The sequence below is a fragment of the Muricauda sp. SCSIO 65647 genome, from assembly GCF_021534965.1.
GTDB lineage: Bacteria > Bacteroidota > Bacteroidia > Flavobacteriales > Flavobacteriaceae > Flagellimonas_A.
Genome location: NZ_CP091037.1, coordinates 831567 through 849350 on the forward strand (window position 1 = coordinate 831567; position 17784 = coordinate 849350).

12 protein-coding genes are annotated in these 17784 nt (G+C 46.3%); 5 read left to right on the forward strand and 7 right to left on the reverse strand.

Features of this window, described 5'->3' with window-relative positions; all coding sequences use genetic code 11:
* Positions 1 to 11 precede the first annotated feature (11 nt).
* The 5 genes from L0P89_RS03740 to L0P89_RS03760 all read right to left on the reverse strand — a co-directional run bounded on the left by L0P89_RS03740 (position 12) and on the right by L0P89_RS03760 (position 10032).
* Entirely contained in the window at positions 12 to 5432 is a 5421-nt protein-coding gene (locus L0P89_RS03740) for a Calx-beta domain-containing protein (RefSeq protein WP_235267058.1), read from the reverse strand.
* Positions 5433 to 5557: 125 nt separating this feature from the next.
* The gene (gene fabD / locus L0P89_RS03745; protein ID WP_235267059.1) at positions 5558 to 6442 is read right to left on the reverse strand and encodes an ACP S-malonyltransferase; all 885 of its coding nucleotides are present in this window, start codon (positions 6440 to 6442) and stop codon (positions 5558 to 5560) included.
* A 139-nt stretch (positions 6443 to 6581) separates the two neighbouring features.
* Positions 6582 to 7091, reverse strand: a complete 510-nt coding sequence (locus L0P89_RS03750) for a gamma carbonic anhydrase family protein (RefSeq protein WP_235267060.1) — start codon at positions 7089 to 7091, stop codon at positions 6582 to 6584.
* A 23-nt stretch (positions 7092 to 7114) separates the two neighbouring features.
* Complete coding sequence (locus L0P89_RS03755; protein ID WP_235267990.1) at positions 7115 to 7846, reverse strand: LytR/AlgR family response regulator transcription factor; 732 nt, start codon at positions 7844 to 7846, stop codon at positions 7115 to 7117.
* Complete coding sequence (locus L0P89_RS03760; protein ID WP_235267061.1) at positions 7846 to 10032, reverse strand: tetratricopeptide repeat protein; 2187 nt, start codon at positions 10030 to 10032, stop codon at positions 7846 to 7848. The genes L0P89_RS03755 and L0P89_RS03760 overlap by 1 nt, the downstream gene beginning before the upstream one ends.
* Positions 10033 to 10244: 212 nt before the next feature.
* On the opposite strand from L0P89_RS03760, the gene L0P89_RS03765 reads away from it, so the two are divergent.
* Positions 10245 to 11414 (forward strand): vWA domain-containing protein, encoded by a 1170-nt coding sequence (locus L0P89_RS03765; protein WP_235267062.1) that lies wholly within the window; start codon positions 10245 to 10247, stop codon positions 11412 to 11414.
* A 324-nt stretch (positions 11415 to 11738) separates the two neighbouring features.
* Here L0P89_RS03765 and L0P89_RS03770 read toward each other — a convergent pair whose 3' ends face one another.
* Complete coding sequence (locus L0P89_RS03770) at positions 11739 to 12734, reverse strand: type IX secretion system membrane protein PorP/SprF (RefSeq protein ID WP_235267063.1); 996 nt, start codon at positions 12732 to 12734, stop codon at positions 11739 to 11741.
* Positions 12735 to 12856: 122 nt separating this feature from the next.
* Between L0P89_RS03770 and L0P89_RS03775 the strand changes: the two genes are divergently transcribed.
* From L0P89_RS03775 to L0P89_RS03790, 4 genes are all read left to right on the forward strand, one after another.
* Positions 12857 to 13753 carry a NifU family protein gene (locus L0P89_RS03775; RefSeq protein ID WP_235267064.1) on the forward strand — a complete coding sequence of 299 codons (897 nt, stop codon included), beginning with the start codon at positions 12857 to 12859 and terminating at the stop codon, positions 13751 to 13753.
* Positions 13754 to 13822: 69 nt separating this feature from the next.
* Positions 13823 to 14023: a dodecin family protein gene (locus L0P89_RS03780; protein WP_235267065.1), complete on the forward strand. Its 201-nt coding sequence runs from the start codon at positions 13823 to 13825 to the stop codon at positions 14021 to 14023.
* A 134-nt stretch (positions 14024 to 14157) separates the two neighbouring features.
* Positions 14158 to 16200, forward strand: a complete 2043-nt coding sequence (locus L0P89_RS03785; RefSeq protein WP_235267066.1) for a thioredoxin domain-containing protein — start codon at positions 14158 to 14160, stop codon at positions 16198 to 16200.
* Positions 16201 to 16277: 77 nt separating this feature from the next.
* Positions 16278 to 17102: a mechanosensitive ion channel family protein gene (locus L0P89_RS03790; RefSeq protein WP_235267067.1), complete on the forward strand. Its 825-nt coding sequence runs from the start codon at positions 16278 to 16280 to the stop codon at positions 17100 to 17102.
* Here the strand turns inward: L0P89_RS03790 and tsaB are convergent.
* Positions 17099 to 17776 (reverse strand): tRNA (adenosine(37)-N6)-threonylcarbamoyltransferase complex dimerization subunit type 1 TsaB, encoded by a 678-nt coding sequence (gene tsaB, locus L0P89_RS03795; protein WP_235267068.1) that lies wholly within the window; start codon positions 17774 to 17776, stop codon positions 17099 to 17101. The genes L0P89_RS03790 and tsaB overlap by 4 nt on opposite strands.
* Between the last annotated feature and the right edge of the window lie 8 nt (positions 17777 to 17784).

Sequence of the window (17784 nt, forward strand, 5' to 3'; positions counted from 1 at the left end):
AACAAGTCAGATTATCGTATGATTTGAATCCAGCCCTTGGTCGGTTCTGACCCATCACCTAGATCCAAAATATAAAAGTACGTGCCTTTGGGCAAATTGCCATTAGTTCCAGTACCATCCCAAGTGCTATCATAGCCTGAGGCGCTGTACACGCTATTGCCGAAACGATCGAACACCTCAAAGGTATTGTTCGGAAAATCTTGGTGGCAATTCAATACCAAAAAGTCATTTATACCATCGCCGTTGGGCGAAAATATGTTGCAAATGGTACCACAGTCTTCACAGGGGCTTCTCCCTATCCTTATCTCTACCGTTGAAGTGTTGTTTGTTTCATCGGCATCCAACGGAAAGGAATCAAGCAATAGGGCAGTGTTCTGCAAATCGCCCGCTACAACCACTGTTATGGTAATTTCTAACGTGTTGGATTCTTCGGGCAGTATTTCATCTATCTGCCAAACCCCTGTAATTGGATCGTACGTTCCTGTTGAAGCCTGATGGGATTCATAATCAAATCCTTCGACCAATACATCTTGAACCGAAACGTTGATGATGCGATCCATGGTCAAATTCGTAAGTGTTATGGTAAAGGTTATCTCTTCACCCAACAACGGAATGGCGTTGTCAACTTCTTTCAACACTTCCAAATCGATGGGTTCTGCATCACAATCGGGCGTCAAGAAAGGGTCACAGTTATCCAAAGGATCGCTGGCACGATCGGGAACTGCGGTTGTGCTTGGGTCATCGACCACCAAAACCTCTTCGCCATCGGTGAGTCCATCGTCATCGGTATCAGGGTCATTTGGGTCGGTGCCCAAATCGATTTCCTCTCCATTGGTCAAGCCATCACCATCGGTATCTACTATACAATCGTTTACTGTTATGGATACTTCTACTGATTGGTCGGTACAAGGGGGTTGTGCCGTATTGGTTGTAAAGGTAAATACGTAATCCCCATCGGGCAACCCTTCAAAATTCACTTGATTTTGATCATCGATAATCACATCGCCTCCTGAAGGATCAGTGGTAATGGTCCAAGTGCCAGGGTCAGCTCCGGTCAACGTATCATCTAAATCAATAAGGGTAGGTCCACCATTTCCCGCCACATTACAGGCAACCGTATTGGTCGGTACACCAGGGTTGGGCTCATCGTTGACCGTGGCCACTACTTCAACTCTCTCTGAGTCACAGCCATTTGCGGTCGCTTCAACATAAAAAGAAGTGGTTGCTGAAATACTGGGAGTGACAAAAGAGGTACCCGTGCCTAAAATGGCGCCCCCTGTAGCGACATCATACCAATTCAAGGTGCCCCCTTGACTTGCCGTAGCTGAAAGGGTCACCGTACCCTCACCACATCGCTCACCACCCTCGGTGCTTTCGACTGTTGGTGTACGGTTCAGCACCAATGTTATCTCTAAGGTCGGGCTCGCGCAGTTATTCGCTTCATCGAAGAAAAATCCGAAATAGGTGCCGGGAGCACTTACTTGACCGCTTCTATGTGCCGAGGTTACCAATGGGTCAGGATTGGTGCTCCAGGTCAATACGCTGCCAGCAGGAGCTGAATTGGTCACATAATCGTCTAAATCAACATCGATCGAGTCACAGAAGTTTGTGGGCTGGGAAGTATCTAACGTAGGGGCGGTAGTACCCGCATCGCAAGGCAAGGCACAATCGGTTACAGAAACGGTCAAATTGACCGACTCATCGATACAAGGTGCCTGTGCCCCTGAAGTGGTAAACGTAAACACATAATTGCCATCAGGAAGCCCCGAGAAATTGATGATGTTACCCGGTAATAATATGACACCACCTCCAGAGGGGTCGGTGGTTATGGCCCATGTTCCGGCATCTTCACCTGTCAATTGATCATCGAGATCTACAATGCTATTACCATTAGCTGGCACACTGCAGGCCGCAGTATTGCTAGGTGTACCTGTGGAAGGCGTTGTGTTCAACACCAAGGTCACCGAAAGTGTCGGACTTGCGCAGTCGTTCACATTGTCCCAATAAAATCCGTAATAGGTATCCGGGGCATCGGTCACTACACTATTTGCCAAATGGGCGCCCGTATTTGAGGGATCGGGATCGGTACTCCATCTCAACTCTGCATCTGTAGGAAGGATGCTGACCACATAGTCATCCAACTCTTTTATAAAAGTGTCACAAAAAGATGTGGGTTCATCTGCATCCAATACCGGGGCATCACTACCTGCAGCACAGCTGTCATCATCTTGTATCACCCCCAAACCTGTGTCATCTGAAAAAGTCACCGATGCATTTGATGGTGCAGACAAGATAACGGTAAAATCTTCTGAACTTGGCGTTTCAATAACATTGTCATTCAATATACCAACTGAAATGTTCTTGGTTTCGGTATCATTGCCATTAAAGGTCAATTGCGCAGCATTTGCCGTATAATCAGATCCGGCTATCGCCGTGCCATTAGCTGTGGTGTATGATACGGTAAAACTACTAGAAACGCCCCCGGTCAAGGTCACGGTAAATATGGCATCACCATCACTCTCATCAACCGTCACATCATTGATGGACAGGGTAGCTGTATCGTTATCGGCAATGGTCACCGTGGCCTGATCGTCAGGTGCCGTCGCCACCGCATAGCTCGTGCCCGTCGCTAGGGTGAGCGTCACGGTCTCAGTGGGCTCAACCGTGCTGTCATCAACCGGGGTGACCGTCACCGTGGCCTGTTGCTGGCCATTGGCAATCGCAACGCTGGTGCCCAGCGCCGCATAGTCGGCGCCCGTGGCCGTACCGCCCACAGTGTAGTTCACCGTGATCGCGGAACCCGTGTTGTTCACCTGGTCAAGGCCTATAGTGAACTCGCCCGTCTGGTTCGAGGGGGTGTTCTCGGCGGCGTCGGCATCGCTGGCCGCCACCGTGGCCGTAAAGGAGTCGTTGTCGGCTATGGTCACCGTGGCCTCGTTGTCGGGGGCCGTCGCCACCGCATAGCCCGTGCCCGTTGCAAGGGTGAGCGTCACGGTCTCAGTGGGCTCAACCGTGCTGTCATCAACCGGGGTGACCGTCACCGTGGCCTGTTGCTGGCCATTGGCAATCGCAACGCTGGTGCCCAGCGCCGCATAGTCGGCGCCCGTGGCCGTACCGCCCACAGTGTAGTTCACCGTGATCGCGGAACCCGTGTTGTTCACCTGGTCAAGGCCTATCGTGAACTCGCCCGTCTGGTTCGAGGGGGTGTTCTCGGCGGCGTCGGCATCGCTGGCCGTCACCGTGGCAGTGAACGCGTCGTCATTGTTTATCGTGCCCACCCCCGTGCCGTCCGTAATGGTGCCGTTCGTCGCCCCGCTCAGCGTAACGTTGAAGGTCTCGTTGGCCTCAACGTCGGTATCACCGTTGACCGTTACCGTCACCGTGGTGCTGGGGTCTCCGTCATCTATGGTGCCACTACCGCCGACGATGGCCACATAGTCAACCCCCGCAGTCGCATTGCCGCCGCCGGTGTTCACCGTGAAATCTATGTCCTCGAACGCGTTGGCCCCGCCGTCGACGCTTACCGTGAAGACAAAGTCGGTCGTGCCCCCGTTGCCCTCTGCAAGGGCGACGTCGTCGATGCTTATCGATTGGCTGTCGTCATTGTTTATCGTGCCCACCCCCGTGCCGTCCGTAATGGTGCCGTTCGTCGCCCCGCTCAGCGTAACGTTGAAGGTCTCGTTGGCCTCAACGTCGGTATCACCGTTGACCGTTACCGTCACCGTGGTGCTGGGGTCTCCGTCCAGTATCGTGCCGCTGCCGCCGACGATGGCCACATAGTCAACCCCCGCAGTCGCATTGCCGCCGCCGGTGTTCACCGTGAAATCTATGTCCTCGAACGCGTTGGCCCCGCCGTCGACGCTTACCGTGAAGACAAAGTCGGTCGTGCCCCCGTTGCCCTCTGCAAGGGCGACGTCGTCGATGCTTATCGATTGGCTGTCGTCATTGTTTATCGTGCCCACCCCCGTGCCGTCCGTAATGGTGCCGTTCGTCGCCCCGCTCAGCGTAACGTTGAAGGTCTCGTTGGCCTCAACGTCGGTATCACCGTTGACCGTTACCGTCACCGTGGTGCTGGGGTCTCCGTCCAGTATCGTGCCGCTGCCGCCGACGATGGCCACATAGTCAACCCCCGCAGTCGCATTGCCGCCGCCGGTGTTCACCGTGAAATCTATGTCGCCGAACGCGTTGGCCCCGCCGTCCACGCTTACCGTGAAGACAAAGTCGGTCGTGCCCCCGTTGCCCTCTGCAAGGGCGACGTCGTCGATGCTTATCGATTGGCTGTCGTCATTGTTTATCGTGCCCACCCCCGTGCCGTCCGTAATGGTGCCGTTCGTCGCCCCGCTCAGCGTAACGTTGAAGGTCTCGTTGGCCTCAACGTCGGTATCACCGTTGACCGTTACCGTCACCGTGGTGCTGGGGTCTCCGTCCAGTATCGTGCCGCTGCCGCCGACGATGGCCACATAGTCAACCCCCGCAGTCGCATTGCCGCCGCCGGTGTTCACCGTGAAATCTATGTCGCCGAACGCGTTGGCCCCGCCGTCCACGCTTACCGTGAAGACAAAGTCGGTCGTGCCCCCGTTGCCCTCCGAAAGGGCGACGTCGTCGATGCTTATCGATTGGCTGTCGTCATTGTTTATCGTGCCCACCCCCGTGCCGTCCGTAATGGTGCCGTTCGTCGCCCCGCTCAGCGTAACGTTGAAGGTCTCGTTGGCCTCAACGTCGGTATCACCGTTGACCGTTACCGTCACCGTGGTGCTGGGGTCTCCGTCCAGTATCGTGCCGCTGCCGCCGACGATGGCCACATAGTCAACCCCCGCAGTCGCATTGCCGCCGCCGGTGTTCACCGTGAAATCTATGTCGCCGAACGCGTTGGCCCCGCCGTCCACGCTTACCGTGAAGACAAAGTCGGTCGTGCCCCCGTTGCCCTCCGAAAGGGCGACGTCGTCGATGCTTATCGATTGGCTGTCGTCATTGTTTATCGTGCCCACCCCCGTGCCGTCCGTAATGGTGCCGTTCGTCGCCCCGCTCAGCGTAACGTTGAAGGTCTCGTTGGCCTCAACGTCGGTATCACCGTTGACCGTTACCGTCACCGTGGTGCTGGGGTCTCCGTCCAGTATCGTGCCGCTGCCGCCGACGATGGCCACATAGTCAACCCCCGCAGTCGCATTGCCGCCGCCGGTGTTCACCGTGAAATCTATGTCGCCGAACGCGTTGGCCCCGCCGTCCACGCTTACCGTGAAGACAAAGTCGGTCGTGCCCCCGTTGCCCTCCGAAAGGGCTACATCGTCTATACTTATATCATTTTGACCAAAACCAGATAAACCTACTAGAAAAAGAAGGATGAAAACAGTTATTTGTAGGGAATCTTTTTCTCTAAAGAAGCCAAAATTCCTTAAGTAGGACCCTATTTGTTTTGTTAGATTGTGGACCAAAACCTTGTATTCTTTTCAGTATTTGGGGAACGCCAATATTACTAAAATTCAAATGATTGTACCAACATAAAGGATTAAATCTAAGTTTCCTTGGATAAAATACCTAATTGCCTGAGCATATGGTTCTAACCCAACTGAGCGGAACTCGTTTCCATGGTGGAATCAATCTTTCTGACCAAACCTTGGAGTACTTTTCCCGGGCCTACTTCCACAAAGCTTTTGGCACCATCGGCGATCATATTTTGAACACTCTGCGTCCATTTTACGGGAGCTGTCAACTGGGCAATGAGGTTTTCCTTTATTTCTTTGGACACCGTAACGGCCTTTGTGGTCACATTTTGATAGACCGGACAACTTGGTTCATTGAAATTTGTTTCGTCTATAGCTGCTGCCAATTCTTCTCTGGCGGGTTGCATCAATGGTGAATGGAATGCCCCTCCCACCGGAAGCACCAATGCTCTTCTGGCTCCGGCTTCCTTCAGTTTTTCACAGGCAGTGTTCACGGCATCGACTTCCCCAGAAATGACCAATTGCCCCGGACAATTATAATTCGCAGGCACAACGATCCCTTCGGTTTCGGCACATATCTTTTCTACCACGGCGTCTTCCAATCCCAATACGGCAGCCATGGTGCTCGGTTGGTTCTCACAGGCCTTTTGCATCGCCATGGCACGTTGTGAGACCAGTTTGAGCCCATCTTCAAAATCTAAGGCACCATTGGCAACCAGTGCGGAAAATTCGCCTAGTGAATGGCCCGCAACCATATCAGGTTTGAAACTATCGCCCAATGCCTTGCCCAAAATCACGGAATGTAGAAAAATGGCTGGCTGGGTTACTTTTGTCTGCTTCAGGTCATCAGCTGTACCTTCGAACATGATATCAGTAATGGAAAAACCTAGAATGTCATTGGCGCGCTCAAACAATTCCTGTGCTTCTGAATGATTTTCATAAAGGTCTAATCCCATGCCCACAAACTGGGCGCCCTGACCGGGAAAAATATAGGCTTTCATAGTGTTTGGTTTAGTGGCGCAAAAATAGACAAATTTTTAGGTTCAGTATTTCTTGAACATGATCCCATCTTAAGTTTAACACGAATTGCACGAATTAACAATACGCTATTATGGGTCGGGGTTTTAGAATTTGTCATTTCTATTTGAACCAACCCGAATACTTGACATAGTTATTGGCGATACGATCAATCTCACCGGCACTCAACTCAGAACTTACCTCTTTCAGTTTCTTCGCGGGCATACCTGCGAAAATGGTACCTGATGGCACATGGGTACCTTGGGTGACCACTGCCCCGGCCGCTATGATGCTATTGCTTTCAATAATGCAATCATCCATCACAATGGCCCCCATACCTATGAGCACATTGTCTTTTACAGTACAGCCGTGCACAATGGCGTTATGACCGATAGATACGTTATTGCCAATGGTAGTAGGTGACTTTTGGTAAGTACAGTGAATTACGGCTCCATCTTGCACATTTACCTTGTTGCCCATTTTAATAAAGTGCACATCGCCCCGTACCACTGCATTGAACCAGATACTGCATTGGTCGCCCATCGCCACTTCTCCCACAATAGTGGCATTTTCGGCGATGAAGCAATCGTCTCCAAAACTTGGGGATTTTCCATTTACGGGAAGAATTGTCATAATCTTGAATTTGGTAGCGAAAATTACTTAAAAAATGATAGCAAATTTGCTTTTTGGGAAGCCGAAACCGAGAGTTCTTTGCCATTCGACAAGACTACACTGCCTCCTTTGCCCTTTTTATATTTTCTGATTTCGTCAATGTTCACCAAATACGATTTGTGGATGCGGGCAAAAGGGAAGTCTGATAAAGCTTCCTCAAAATATTTCAAGGTTTTGCTGACCAGTATTTTCTTTTCCTTTAGAAAAATCTCCGTGTAATTGTCATCGGCCTTGCAGAAGAAAATATCAGATACCTCCAATACCTGAAAACCGTCTTGTTGGGGCAATGTGATCTTACCCTCTGCCCTTTTTATCTTTGGTTGCAAGATTCGGCCCTCCAATGCATTTTCTCGCACTTTTACCTCACCTACATACGCTACGGCATTAATGAGTTCGTCAATATTAATGGGTTTCATCAGATAATAGGCTGCATGGCTGTTCAGGGCATCGATCGCATATTGGTTGTAAGCGGTCACGAACACGGTCTCAAAAGTCCGGTCAGGTATGGCATCCAACAGATCAAAAGCATTGCCGAAAGGCATTTCCACATCTAAAAAAACAAGGTCGGGTTGTGTCTCTTCAATCAACTTCACCCCTTCCTTGATGGTTGCGGCCTCACCTAAAAGGGAAACATTTTTGCAATATTTATCGAGGTAACTCCGTAAAATCTCACGGCTATTCGCCTCGTCTTCAACTATGACCGCTTTTATCTTCATCAATCTTTTCTAAGTTTTAGGATGACTTGGGTGCCTGTCTTGTCATCGTACAGATCACGTACACTTACATCAACCTTGTTTTTGTACATATCATTGAGAATGGCAATTCGCTTTTTGATATTGCCCATACCCTTCGATTTTTGCTTTTTCTGATTGGATGTCTTGAGCGCTGCTGAACGCTTTCTACCGATGCCATTATCACTTATCGATATTTGAAGCAGGACTTCGTTCAGTTGTTCCATCCCAATCTTTAAAAAGCCCTTTTCTTCTTTATAGCGTAAACCGTGCCATATGGCATTCTCGATATAGGGCTGTAAAAGCATGGGCGGAATCCCAAAAGCATCAACATCTACCTTTTCATCGATATGGATCGTATAATCGAACTTATCGGGAAACCTCGAATGCTCAAGTTTTACGTAAAGTTCCAGTAATTCCAATTCTTTTGAAAGTGGAATGAAATCTTCTTCTGAATTCTCGAGTACGGCCCGCATCAGCACAGAAAATTCACTTAGAAAGCGATTGGCACTTCGCTCGTCACTTTTCGCAATGAAATTGTTCACCGAATTGAGGGCATTGAATATAAAATGTGGATTCATCTGTGAGCGCAGTGACTTTAAGGCCAGAAGGTTGTTCGCCAATTTCTGTTGCCTGTTGCTCCGGTAGTAGAAAAAGGCCGTTGAAGCCATCAAGAATAGCCCGAAAATCAGCGAATAGATAATCCATTTTTGTCGTTTGTTGCTTTCTTCAGAAAGCTGTCGCTCAGCCAAGGCCAAACTATATTTGCTCTGCGAAAGCTCCCTGTCTTGTTCAAGGCTTGCAATACGATTCTGTTTAGTGACTATCTCACGGTTCAGTCGTACCACTCTCGAAATTTCCTGCTCTTTGCGCACGTAAAGGGTATCGACCAATGAGACATAGTCTTGATAGGTCTCCAATGCCTTATTGAAATCACCTTGATAACGATACACCTCTGACAGTTTACGGGTCGCATCTTTCTGCACTACAAGATCGTTTTCATTATCGGCCTCGGCAATACTTCTTTCTAAATACGGAATGGCCTCATCCAATTTCTCTTGGGCGATGTAGGCATTGGCAATTTTATAGTTGATACGCTGTGCGGTGATGGAATCACGGGTAATATTAGATTTATCTGCCGCAATGGTCTCGGCAGGCAACTGCTCAAGTTCTTTCAGACTTTTCTTTCGAAGCTGGATTTCATCATCGAATCGTCTCTCATCATTATAAAAGTCTGCCACTTTTTCGTTCTCTTGAATGGCACGTTGTGGGGCTTCTTGTTTCGATAACCGTAGTGAATTTGAGAAATAGCCCTCAGCTTCTACGGGACGTTTTTCTTTGGCATAGGTTTCGGCGATTTTTGAGTTCAGGTCGGTCACCTTTGGCGAAATCTGATTTTTCTCCGCAACGGTCAATGCCTGGTTATAAAAACCCAAAGCTTTGTTTTCATCGCCAAGGCCTTTATGGGCATCTCCCAAGCCCTCATATAATTCTACCCGTTGATAGGGCACCATTTTCTTAATATCCAAAAGTGGTTCAAAAGTTGCCGTTGCTTCTTGAAATTGCCCGTTGCGAACGTATGTTTCCCCTAGTAATAACGATGTCTTAACCGTACTTCGCAGTTCAAGGGCATAGTTGAAATTATCAATGGCCAGATCATACTGTTTGTGATATTGATAAATCTCTCCCAATACGGTATAGGCATGCGCCAACTCTCTCTTGTTTCCTCTTTTGCCCAAATTCTCAATGGCCTGCACCACAAAATCTATACTCTTTTCGATACTTGCTTTTTTGTAATGATTGGCCGAATCAAGAAAGACCTTATGGTCTGCCCTACTTTTTTGAACACTGCTGGGGTCGTAATCCTCTACCAGTACCAAGATTTCCTCATCAGATGTAATGCGATGCCTGACCGTTTCAAAATCAAGGTTCTCGACAATCAGCATATCGCCCATTTTTACTCGAATTCGAAATTCACCGAGGCCGTTGGTTATGGTGTATTGCCCTTTATCTGTTCTGACCTCGACCCCCGAAATCGGCATCTGACCATCTTTGCTCTTGACCGAGCCTTCGAGCATAAAGGTATTGGCGCCCGTATCTCGTGACTCTTGTGAAAAAAGAAATCCACAAAGCAGCATGAATACTATCGTTATGTAGTCTTTTCGGTTCATTTTTAAGCAATACCCAAGGATAAACTTACTCGTTTTATCGCTTACCAAAAAATGCTGAAATGCCCAAACAGTCAAAAATATTGGGTGTTTTGCCCACTAAGCTAAAAGCATATGCACGTTCACTCACCAAAAAGGCATGTTCACTCATTATTGATTTTTATCAAAAAAGTTCAGCAATACTTTTAGCGCTATAATTCAAAAACAATTCGACTATGAGAAATGCAAAACAATTATTGACCACAGGAGTTCTGGCCCTCACCTTAATAGTGCCCCTGGCCTGTAGGGCAAACACGGAAAAAAGTGAACCAACGGTTTTGTTGGCCGATGCCAAAACGCACAAACCCTCGAAACAATATGTCAAAATCGCCTTGTTGCTCGACACAAGCAACAGCATGGACGGACTCATCAACCAGGCCAAGGCACAACTTTGGGATATTGTCAATGAGTTCACCTACGCCCGTTGTGGCAATGACAGTCGACCATCATTGCAAATTGCGCTTTATGAATACGGCAATGACCATCTTTCATCACGCGAGGGCTATATACGGCAGGTCATCGGTTTTAGTAGTGACCTTGATGAAATCTCTGAAAAATTGTTCTCATTGACCACCAATGGTGGGGAAGAATATTGCGGCCAGGTCATCAACACCTCGTTAAAACAACTTGAATGGGGAAAGAACAGAGATGACTTGAAGATGATCTTTATCGCAGGCAATGAACCTTTTACCCAAGGCAAATTGAATTACAGGGATGCCGCCTATCAGGCCAAAGAAAAAGACGTTATCGTCAACACCATTTTCTGCGGTAATTATGAGCAGGGTATTTCAACCCAATGGAAAAAGGGGGCAGAACTTACAGGTGGAGATTATATGGCCATCGACCATAATCGCCAAATCGTACATATTGATACCCCCTATGATGACATTATCATACAGTTAAATTCAAAATTGAACAATACCTACATCTCGTATGGATATGCCGGTGAACGAAAGAAACAGATGCAAGTGGCCCAAGATGCCAATGCCGAAGCCCTTGAAGAAGTGGTGGTCGTAAAAAGAGCCGTGAGTAAAAGTTCAAGACTTTACAATAATTCGTCGTGGGATTTGGTAGATGCTTCTGCAGACAAAGAATTTGATGTATCAAAACTCAAAAAAGATGAACTGCCTACAGAGCTCAAAGGAAAATCAACAGCCGAAATTGAAAAGTTCATTGAAGAAAAGAAAGCGGAACGTACCCAAATTCAAAAACAGATTCAAGAATTGAACGCCAAAAGGGAAGCCTATATCGCCAAAAACCAAAAGGAAGAGGCCGGTGAACTAGAGAATGCCATGATCTCGGCCATTAAGGCGCAGGCCGCCAAGAAAAACTATAGCTGGGAATAATCGTTATTGTTGAACACCATTTCGGCCCTGGGAAGCCCAGAGGGGGAAATCTCTTCACATCGGATTTCTCGTCCAGTTTTGGACTCGAAATGGTTTTTCACTTTTTAAAACTAAACCACTATAGACTGAACGCCCATAGGTTTCGATGCGCAATGAAATTTCTTTTTGTTAAATGTTCATGGTCAATAGTGATAGCACTATAACCATTCACCGATAACGAATAACGTTTTGAACGATAAAAATTTATAGAAACCGAAGGTAACCGCGATCAATACCGATGGCTATCGGGATCAGGGTTTTAAACTTTAACTGGATAATAAAGATTTAATAATTCGCAGCTGGGCAGTAGCAATCATATCGGTTGCCCCTTTCTTGGCCAATATCATAACCCAATGTAATCTGGTGAAAACCACCGTTGTCAAACCGAATATCGCCCATTTGGTATGAATAATTGTAAGAGAACATGAATTTGCCCCAATTGACCCCTACAATGGGGGTGAACAATTGTAAACGTTGTTCACCAAAGCTTCCGTCTTGTTGAAATTGCGCGCCGTCAAAACTTCTTCGATATGAAAGTCCGCCCCAAATGGTTCCAAAGCCGACATCCTTATATACCTTGGCATTGAAATCAACCGTTTTTTCTTCAGTGAACTCGGTCATTTGAAACAAAACGGAAGGCTCTACCCGCCACTCACTTCTTCCAAAGACATATCCGACAGAAAATAAATACCGCCGCAAATTATCAAATTCGGCCGCTGTATAGAGGTCACGGCCCGTACCGAGCAAATTGAGTATGGCAGCATGGGCATAAAACTCGAAAAGACTGTATGAGACACCCAAATCGATATTATAATAACTTGTGGTGTTTTTAACCCCGGAAACCACTGGATCGGGAATAACAGACCTAAATTCGGTCTCATCAAGACTGCTTAAAATAATCCCTGCACTAAGTCCGAACGAGAGTTGGTTCAACACCCTGAAATCGCCGGCCAAGCGCAAGTGGTGCGCATAGGTCATTTTAAACCCGACTTGCGAATGGTATCCGTTTGAATCGTTGAACAGAATACCGCCTACCCCACTTCTATCACCAACCCTAAAATGCGCATTGAACGTCTGTAAGCTTGGCGCCTCATCAACATTGAACCATTGCTTTCTGGCGGTAAGCCGCAATTTGCCTCCCTCTCCAATACCGGCCATCGATGGATAGACCAAATAATAATTGTCTGCCAAATAATCGAAATATACGGGAATGCCCTCTTGTGCTCGAGAGTTGATACTAAATGCAAACAAAAGTGCCAGTACGAACAAAAGGCGTTTCATAAAAAAGTTTGGGGTCAATTTCATCAAGTGGTGTGTTCGAACAGTAACTATAACGGTTAATGTAATACATTATTATATATTTCAGGCTTCATATTTCCTTTGTATTTTTGAAAAAAAATCTTATGAAAGAATATCATATAACCGTTGTTGCCACCAACAATCCCGCTATATTGAAATTCGAGGCCAATGATTTTCTGGTCAAGGGCAGCTACGAGTTCAAGAACATTGACGAGGCCAAAGATTCACCACTGGCGCAGCAGCTATTTTATCTTCCTTTTATAAAGACCATTTATATTTCTGGAAATTTCATTGCCCTTGAGCGTTTTGACATTGTTGATTGGAAAGATGTCAAAGACGAGGTTGCACAACAATTGGTCGAATATCTGAATGCCGGAGAACCCGTTGTCAACGAGCCTGAATTTTCAAAAAAACAGGCGATTACAGTCTATGGTGAGGTGACCCCAAACCCAGCGGTCATGAAATTTGTGGCCAACAAAAGAATTGTGCCCGCCACTTTTGAATTCAAGAATATCGATGAGGCCAAAGATTCTGAATTGGCGAAAGAACTCTTTCACTTTCCATTTGTCAAAGAGGTCTTCATCGATGAAAACTATGTTTCGGTCACCAAATATGATGTAGGCGATTGGGATGAGGCTGCACCACAGTTGCGAGAGTTTATCAGGGGTTTTCTGTCAGATGGTAAAGAAGTGGTATCATCAAGTGCCATCAGCAAAGAATCAGAAGCACGTTCGCAATCTGCAGAAAAAATTACGCTCGATGACACTTCAAGGCAGATAGTCGACATTCTTGAAGAATATGTCAAGCCCGCCGTGGCCAGTGATGGGGGCAATATTGTTTTTCAATCGTACGAAGAAAACAGCGGTACGGTCAACGTCATTTTGCAAGGGGCCTGTAGCGGTTGCCCATCATCGACCTTTACCCTTAAAAATGGCATTGAGAACATGCTCAAGAACATGCTCGGCGATAAGGTGAAAGAAGTGGTCGCCCTTAATGGCTGATTTTCCATTTTCCATAAGAGAATTGTGCTTATTATTTCATAACTTTAAGGAAATCAAAAATCATTAACTATGGCAGTTTTAAAAGTAATAGAAGTTTTGGCAAATTCTGATGAAAGTTGGGAAGATGCCACTCAAAAAGCAGTAACGCAAGCCGCTAAATCGGTCAAAAACATACGTTCGGTATATGTCAACGAGCAAAGTGCCACCGTCAAAGATGGCAAAATCGATGATTACCGTGTAAACGTAAAAATTACATTTGAGGTCAAATAAACGGCTTTGAAAATGTATTGAGCGCCCGTTTGGGCGTTTTTTTTTCACCATTCGGTATCATTATGGCAAAATATCTTTCTATTTGCACGCTTTTCGTGTTTATGTTAAATGCCTGTGCACAAAAAAAGGATGAGATGAGACACAAGTACACCAACGCATTGATTGATGAAACGAGTCCATATTTGCTACAGCATGCGCACAATCCCGTGAATTGGCACCCCTGGAAGCCCGAAGTGCTTGAACGTGCCCAGAAAGAGAACAAGCCTTTGCTCATAAGCATTGGCTATGCGGCCTGTCATTGGTGCCATGTTATGGAAAGGGAGTGTTTCGAAGATGAAGAGGTCGCCAAATTAATGAATGAAAGCTTTATCAATATCAAAATCGACCGTGAAGAGCGCCCCGATGTCGACCAAATCTATATGGACGCCATTCAAATGATGTCGGGTAATGGCGGTTGGCCACTGAACATTGTGGCATTACCTGATGGACGGCCATTTTGGGGAGCAACTTACGTGCCCAAAAAAAATTGGTTGAAATCGTTGGCCCAACTCGTTGACCTCTACAATAACCAACCTGAAAAGATACAGGGTTATGCCGATGATTTGGCAAGAGGCATCAAGGCCATCAATTTAATCGAAAACAAAGAAGAGGGTGATTCATTTACCACTGAACGGCTCAACGATGCCATTGGTAATTGGTCAAAATACTTCGATACGTATTTGGGCGGCTATAAAAGGGCTCCCAAGTTCATGATGCCCAATAATCTGGATTTTTTACTGCATTATGCCACGGCCAATGAAGATGATTCAGTAATGGAATATGTCAATACCACACTTACACGTATGGCTTATGGCGGCATCTTTGACCATGTGGGGGGCGGATTCTCACGTTATTCGGTTGATATGAAATGGCATGTGCCCCATTTCGAAAAAATGCTGTACGACAATGGCCAATTGATCAGTTTGTATGCCAAGGCCTATGCTGTCACCAAAAATGAGCTATACAAAAATGTGGTTGAAGAGACCTTCATTTTTATAAAGGAGGAATTGACCGATGCGAATGGCGGATTCTATTCCTCATTAGATGCCGACAGCCTTGATGAAAACGGTGAGTTGGAAGAAGGGGCTTATTATGTTTGGACGGAAACGGAACTACAACAATTGCTCCAAGATGATTTTGAGATCTTCAAAGATTATTTCAATATCAACTCTTATGGCCTTTGGGAGAATGGAAACCACGTGCTGATACGCGACAAATCCTCTGAAGAAATTGCCGAAAAGCACGGGATTTCTGGCGATGAACTCATAAATCGCATCGATAACGATCTGGCAACATTGAAGGAAGCACGTCAGAAAAGGGAAAAACCCCGTCTCGATGACAAAATACTGACCTCTTGGAATGGTTTGATGCTTCAAGGCTTGATCGATGCCTATCGCTATCTGGGCGATGAAGCCTATCTCAATACGGCCTTAACGAATGCCGAGTTCATAAAAGAAAATATGCTTAAAAGTGATGGCGGACTTCATCGTAACCATAAAGAAGGCAAAAGTACCATCAATGGTTTTTTAGATGATTACGCCACAGTAATAGAGGCCTATATTTCTTTATATGAAGTCACTTTTAACGAAACTTGGTTGAAAGAGGCCAAAAACTTGACTGATTATACCATTGAACATTTTCAAGACAAAGACAACAAACTTTTCTATTACACCTCAGACGAAGATGCCTCGCTCATTAGACGCTCGGTCGAAACCTATGACAATGTAATTTCTTCATCGAACTCGATAATGGCAAAAAATCTATTGAAATTGCATAAGCTTTACCATGAAGAGCCCTATGGTGATATTGTTCGTCAAATGGTCAATAATGTTCAGGATAATTTTGCGGAAAACGCCCAGAGTTTTGCCAATTGGCTGCATTTGGTGATGTATGGCAACAATAACTTTTATGAGATTGCCATTATCGGTGATGACCATCAACGTTTGGGTACTGAAATTGCAAAAAGCTATATTCCCAATAGTATACTGGTCGGGGCTGAAAGAGAAGGTAATATCGAGCTATTGAAAGATAGGTACAGTGAAGGGGAAACATTGGTATACGTATGTATAGAGGGCACTTGTAAGCTACCCGTCACCACTGCCCCTGACGCACTGCGGCAAATTCAGTCCTTTCGATAAGGTTAACAATTTCTTTGATTCAAAAAACTTGACTTCACCGCTAATTTTCTTATGTTGAATAATGAAAAATAATGTCTATGGAACAACTAAAAGACTACGAACAGCATATTGAAAGAGCCTTGGATTGGTTCTGGAACCTACTACCCAATCTTTTATTGGCGGCAATAATTCTCATTGTCGGGCTTTGGGTCATTAAATTCATAAACAGGTTGGTTCGAAAATTCTTTGAAAAGAAAGACTACGACCCCGCCCTTGAATCTTTTCTGCAAAGTTTCATAAGAATCACATTAAAAGTTCTGTTATTAGTCTTGGTGGTCACCCAATTGGGGGTCAAAACCTCGTCTTTGGTCGCCATGATCGGTGCTGCTGGTCTTGCCATAGGCCTCGCTCTACAAGGGTCTTTGGCCAATTTCGCGGGTGGCGTACTTATTTTATTGTTCAAGCCTTTCAGAATCGGGGATTGGATATCGGCCCAGGGTGTGGATGGCGCCGTAAAGGAAATTTCCATTTTCAATACCAAATTGAACACCTTTGGCAACCAAATCGCCATTATTCCCAACGGGCAATTGGCAAACGGGAATATCATCAACTACAATGCCGAACCCATGCGAAGGGAAAACTATGTAGTGGGAATTGGGTATGGATCCAACATAAAAACCGCGAAAGACATCTTATTGGACATTTGCGCCAACGACGGGCGTATTCTAAAAGAACCTGCCCCAGAGGTCTATGTAGACAGTTTGGGCGATAGTTCGGTAAACCTCACCCTCAGGTTTTGGGCACCCAATGAAGTCTTTTGGCCGGCACGGTTCAACCTTATTGAGCAGTCTAAACTTCGTTTTGACGAAGCAGGTATCGAAATTCCTTTCCCACAACGGGTGGTACACCAAATCGATGACTAAGTTTTCTTTTTCTGTAGGATAAAATCTTTGAGGTAATAAGGTTCAAAATAGGCCACATCTTCGAACTGGCCCGTTTCAAATTTTTTATGGGAGAGTACGGCCATTTCCTTTGAGGAAGGAAAAGCCCCTGTATGAAAAATGAAGTTTCTATCTTTTGGCAGTATTTCCCGGCATTTTTCTGCACCACTGCCGATCAAATGTATTTTTGGGCGCTTTGAAAACTCCATGAACGATGCTGCATCGATCACTTCTGCCCTCGTTTCCCTGATTTCTTCACCATGATGATCATATACGGCCGAATAGACTTCCATTCTACGGGCATCCAACATGGCAACGATCACTTCATCTTCGCTCACATCAAGCTGGCTAGCCATGCTCTCAAGGGTCGGAACGGAAATCAAGGGCACATCCAAAGAAAAACAGAGTCCTTTTGCCGCCGACACCCCTATGCGCAAGCCGGTATAGGAGCCAGGTCCCTTGCTCACGGCAATGGCATCTAAATCTGAAAACGCCATTGAAGCCTCTTGCAGTGCCTGCTCGATAAAGACATGGAGCTGTTCTGAATGGGAGTAGTTCGCTGAGTTTTCTTCCTTCAAGCACACTAGGTCGCCTTTGTCCGCAATGCTGACCGAACAGTTGGTGGTCGCTGTTTCCAAATTCAGGATTTTTGCCATTTGGCGAA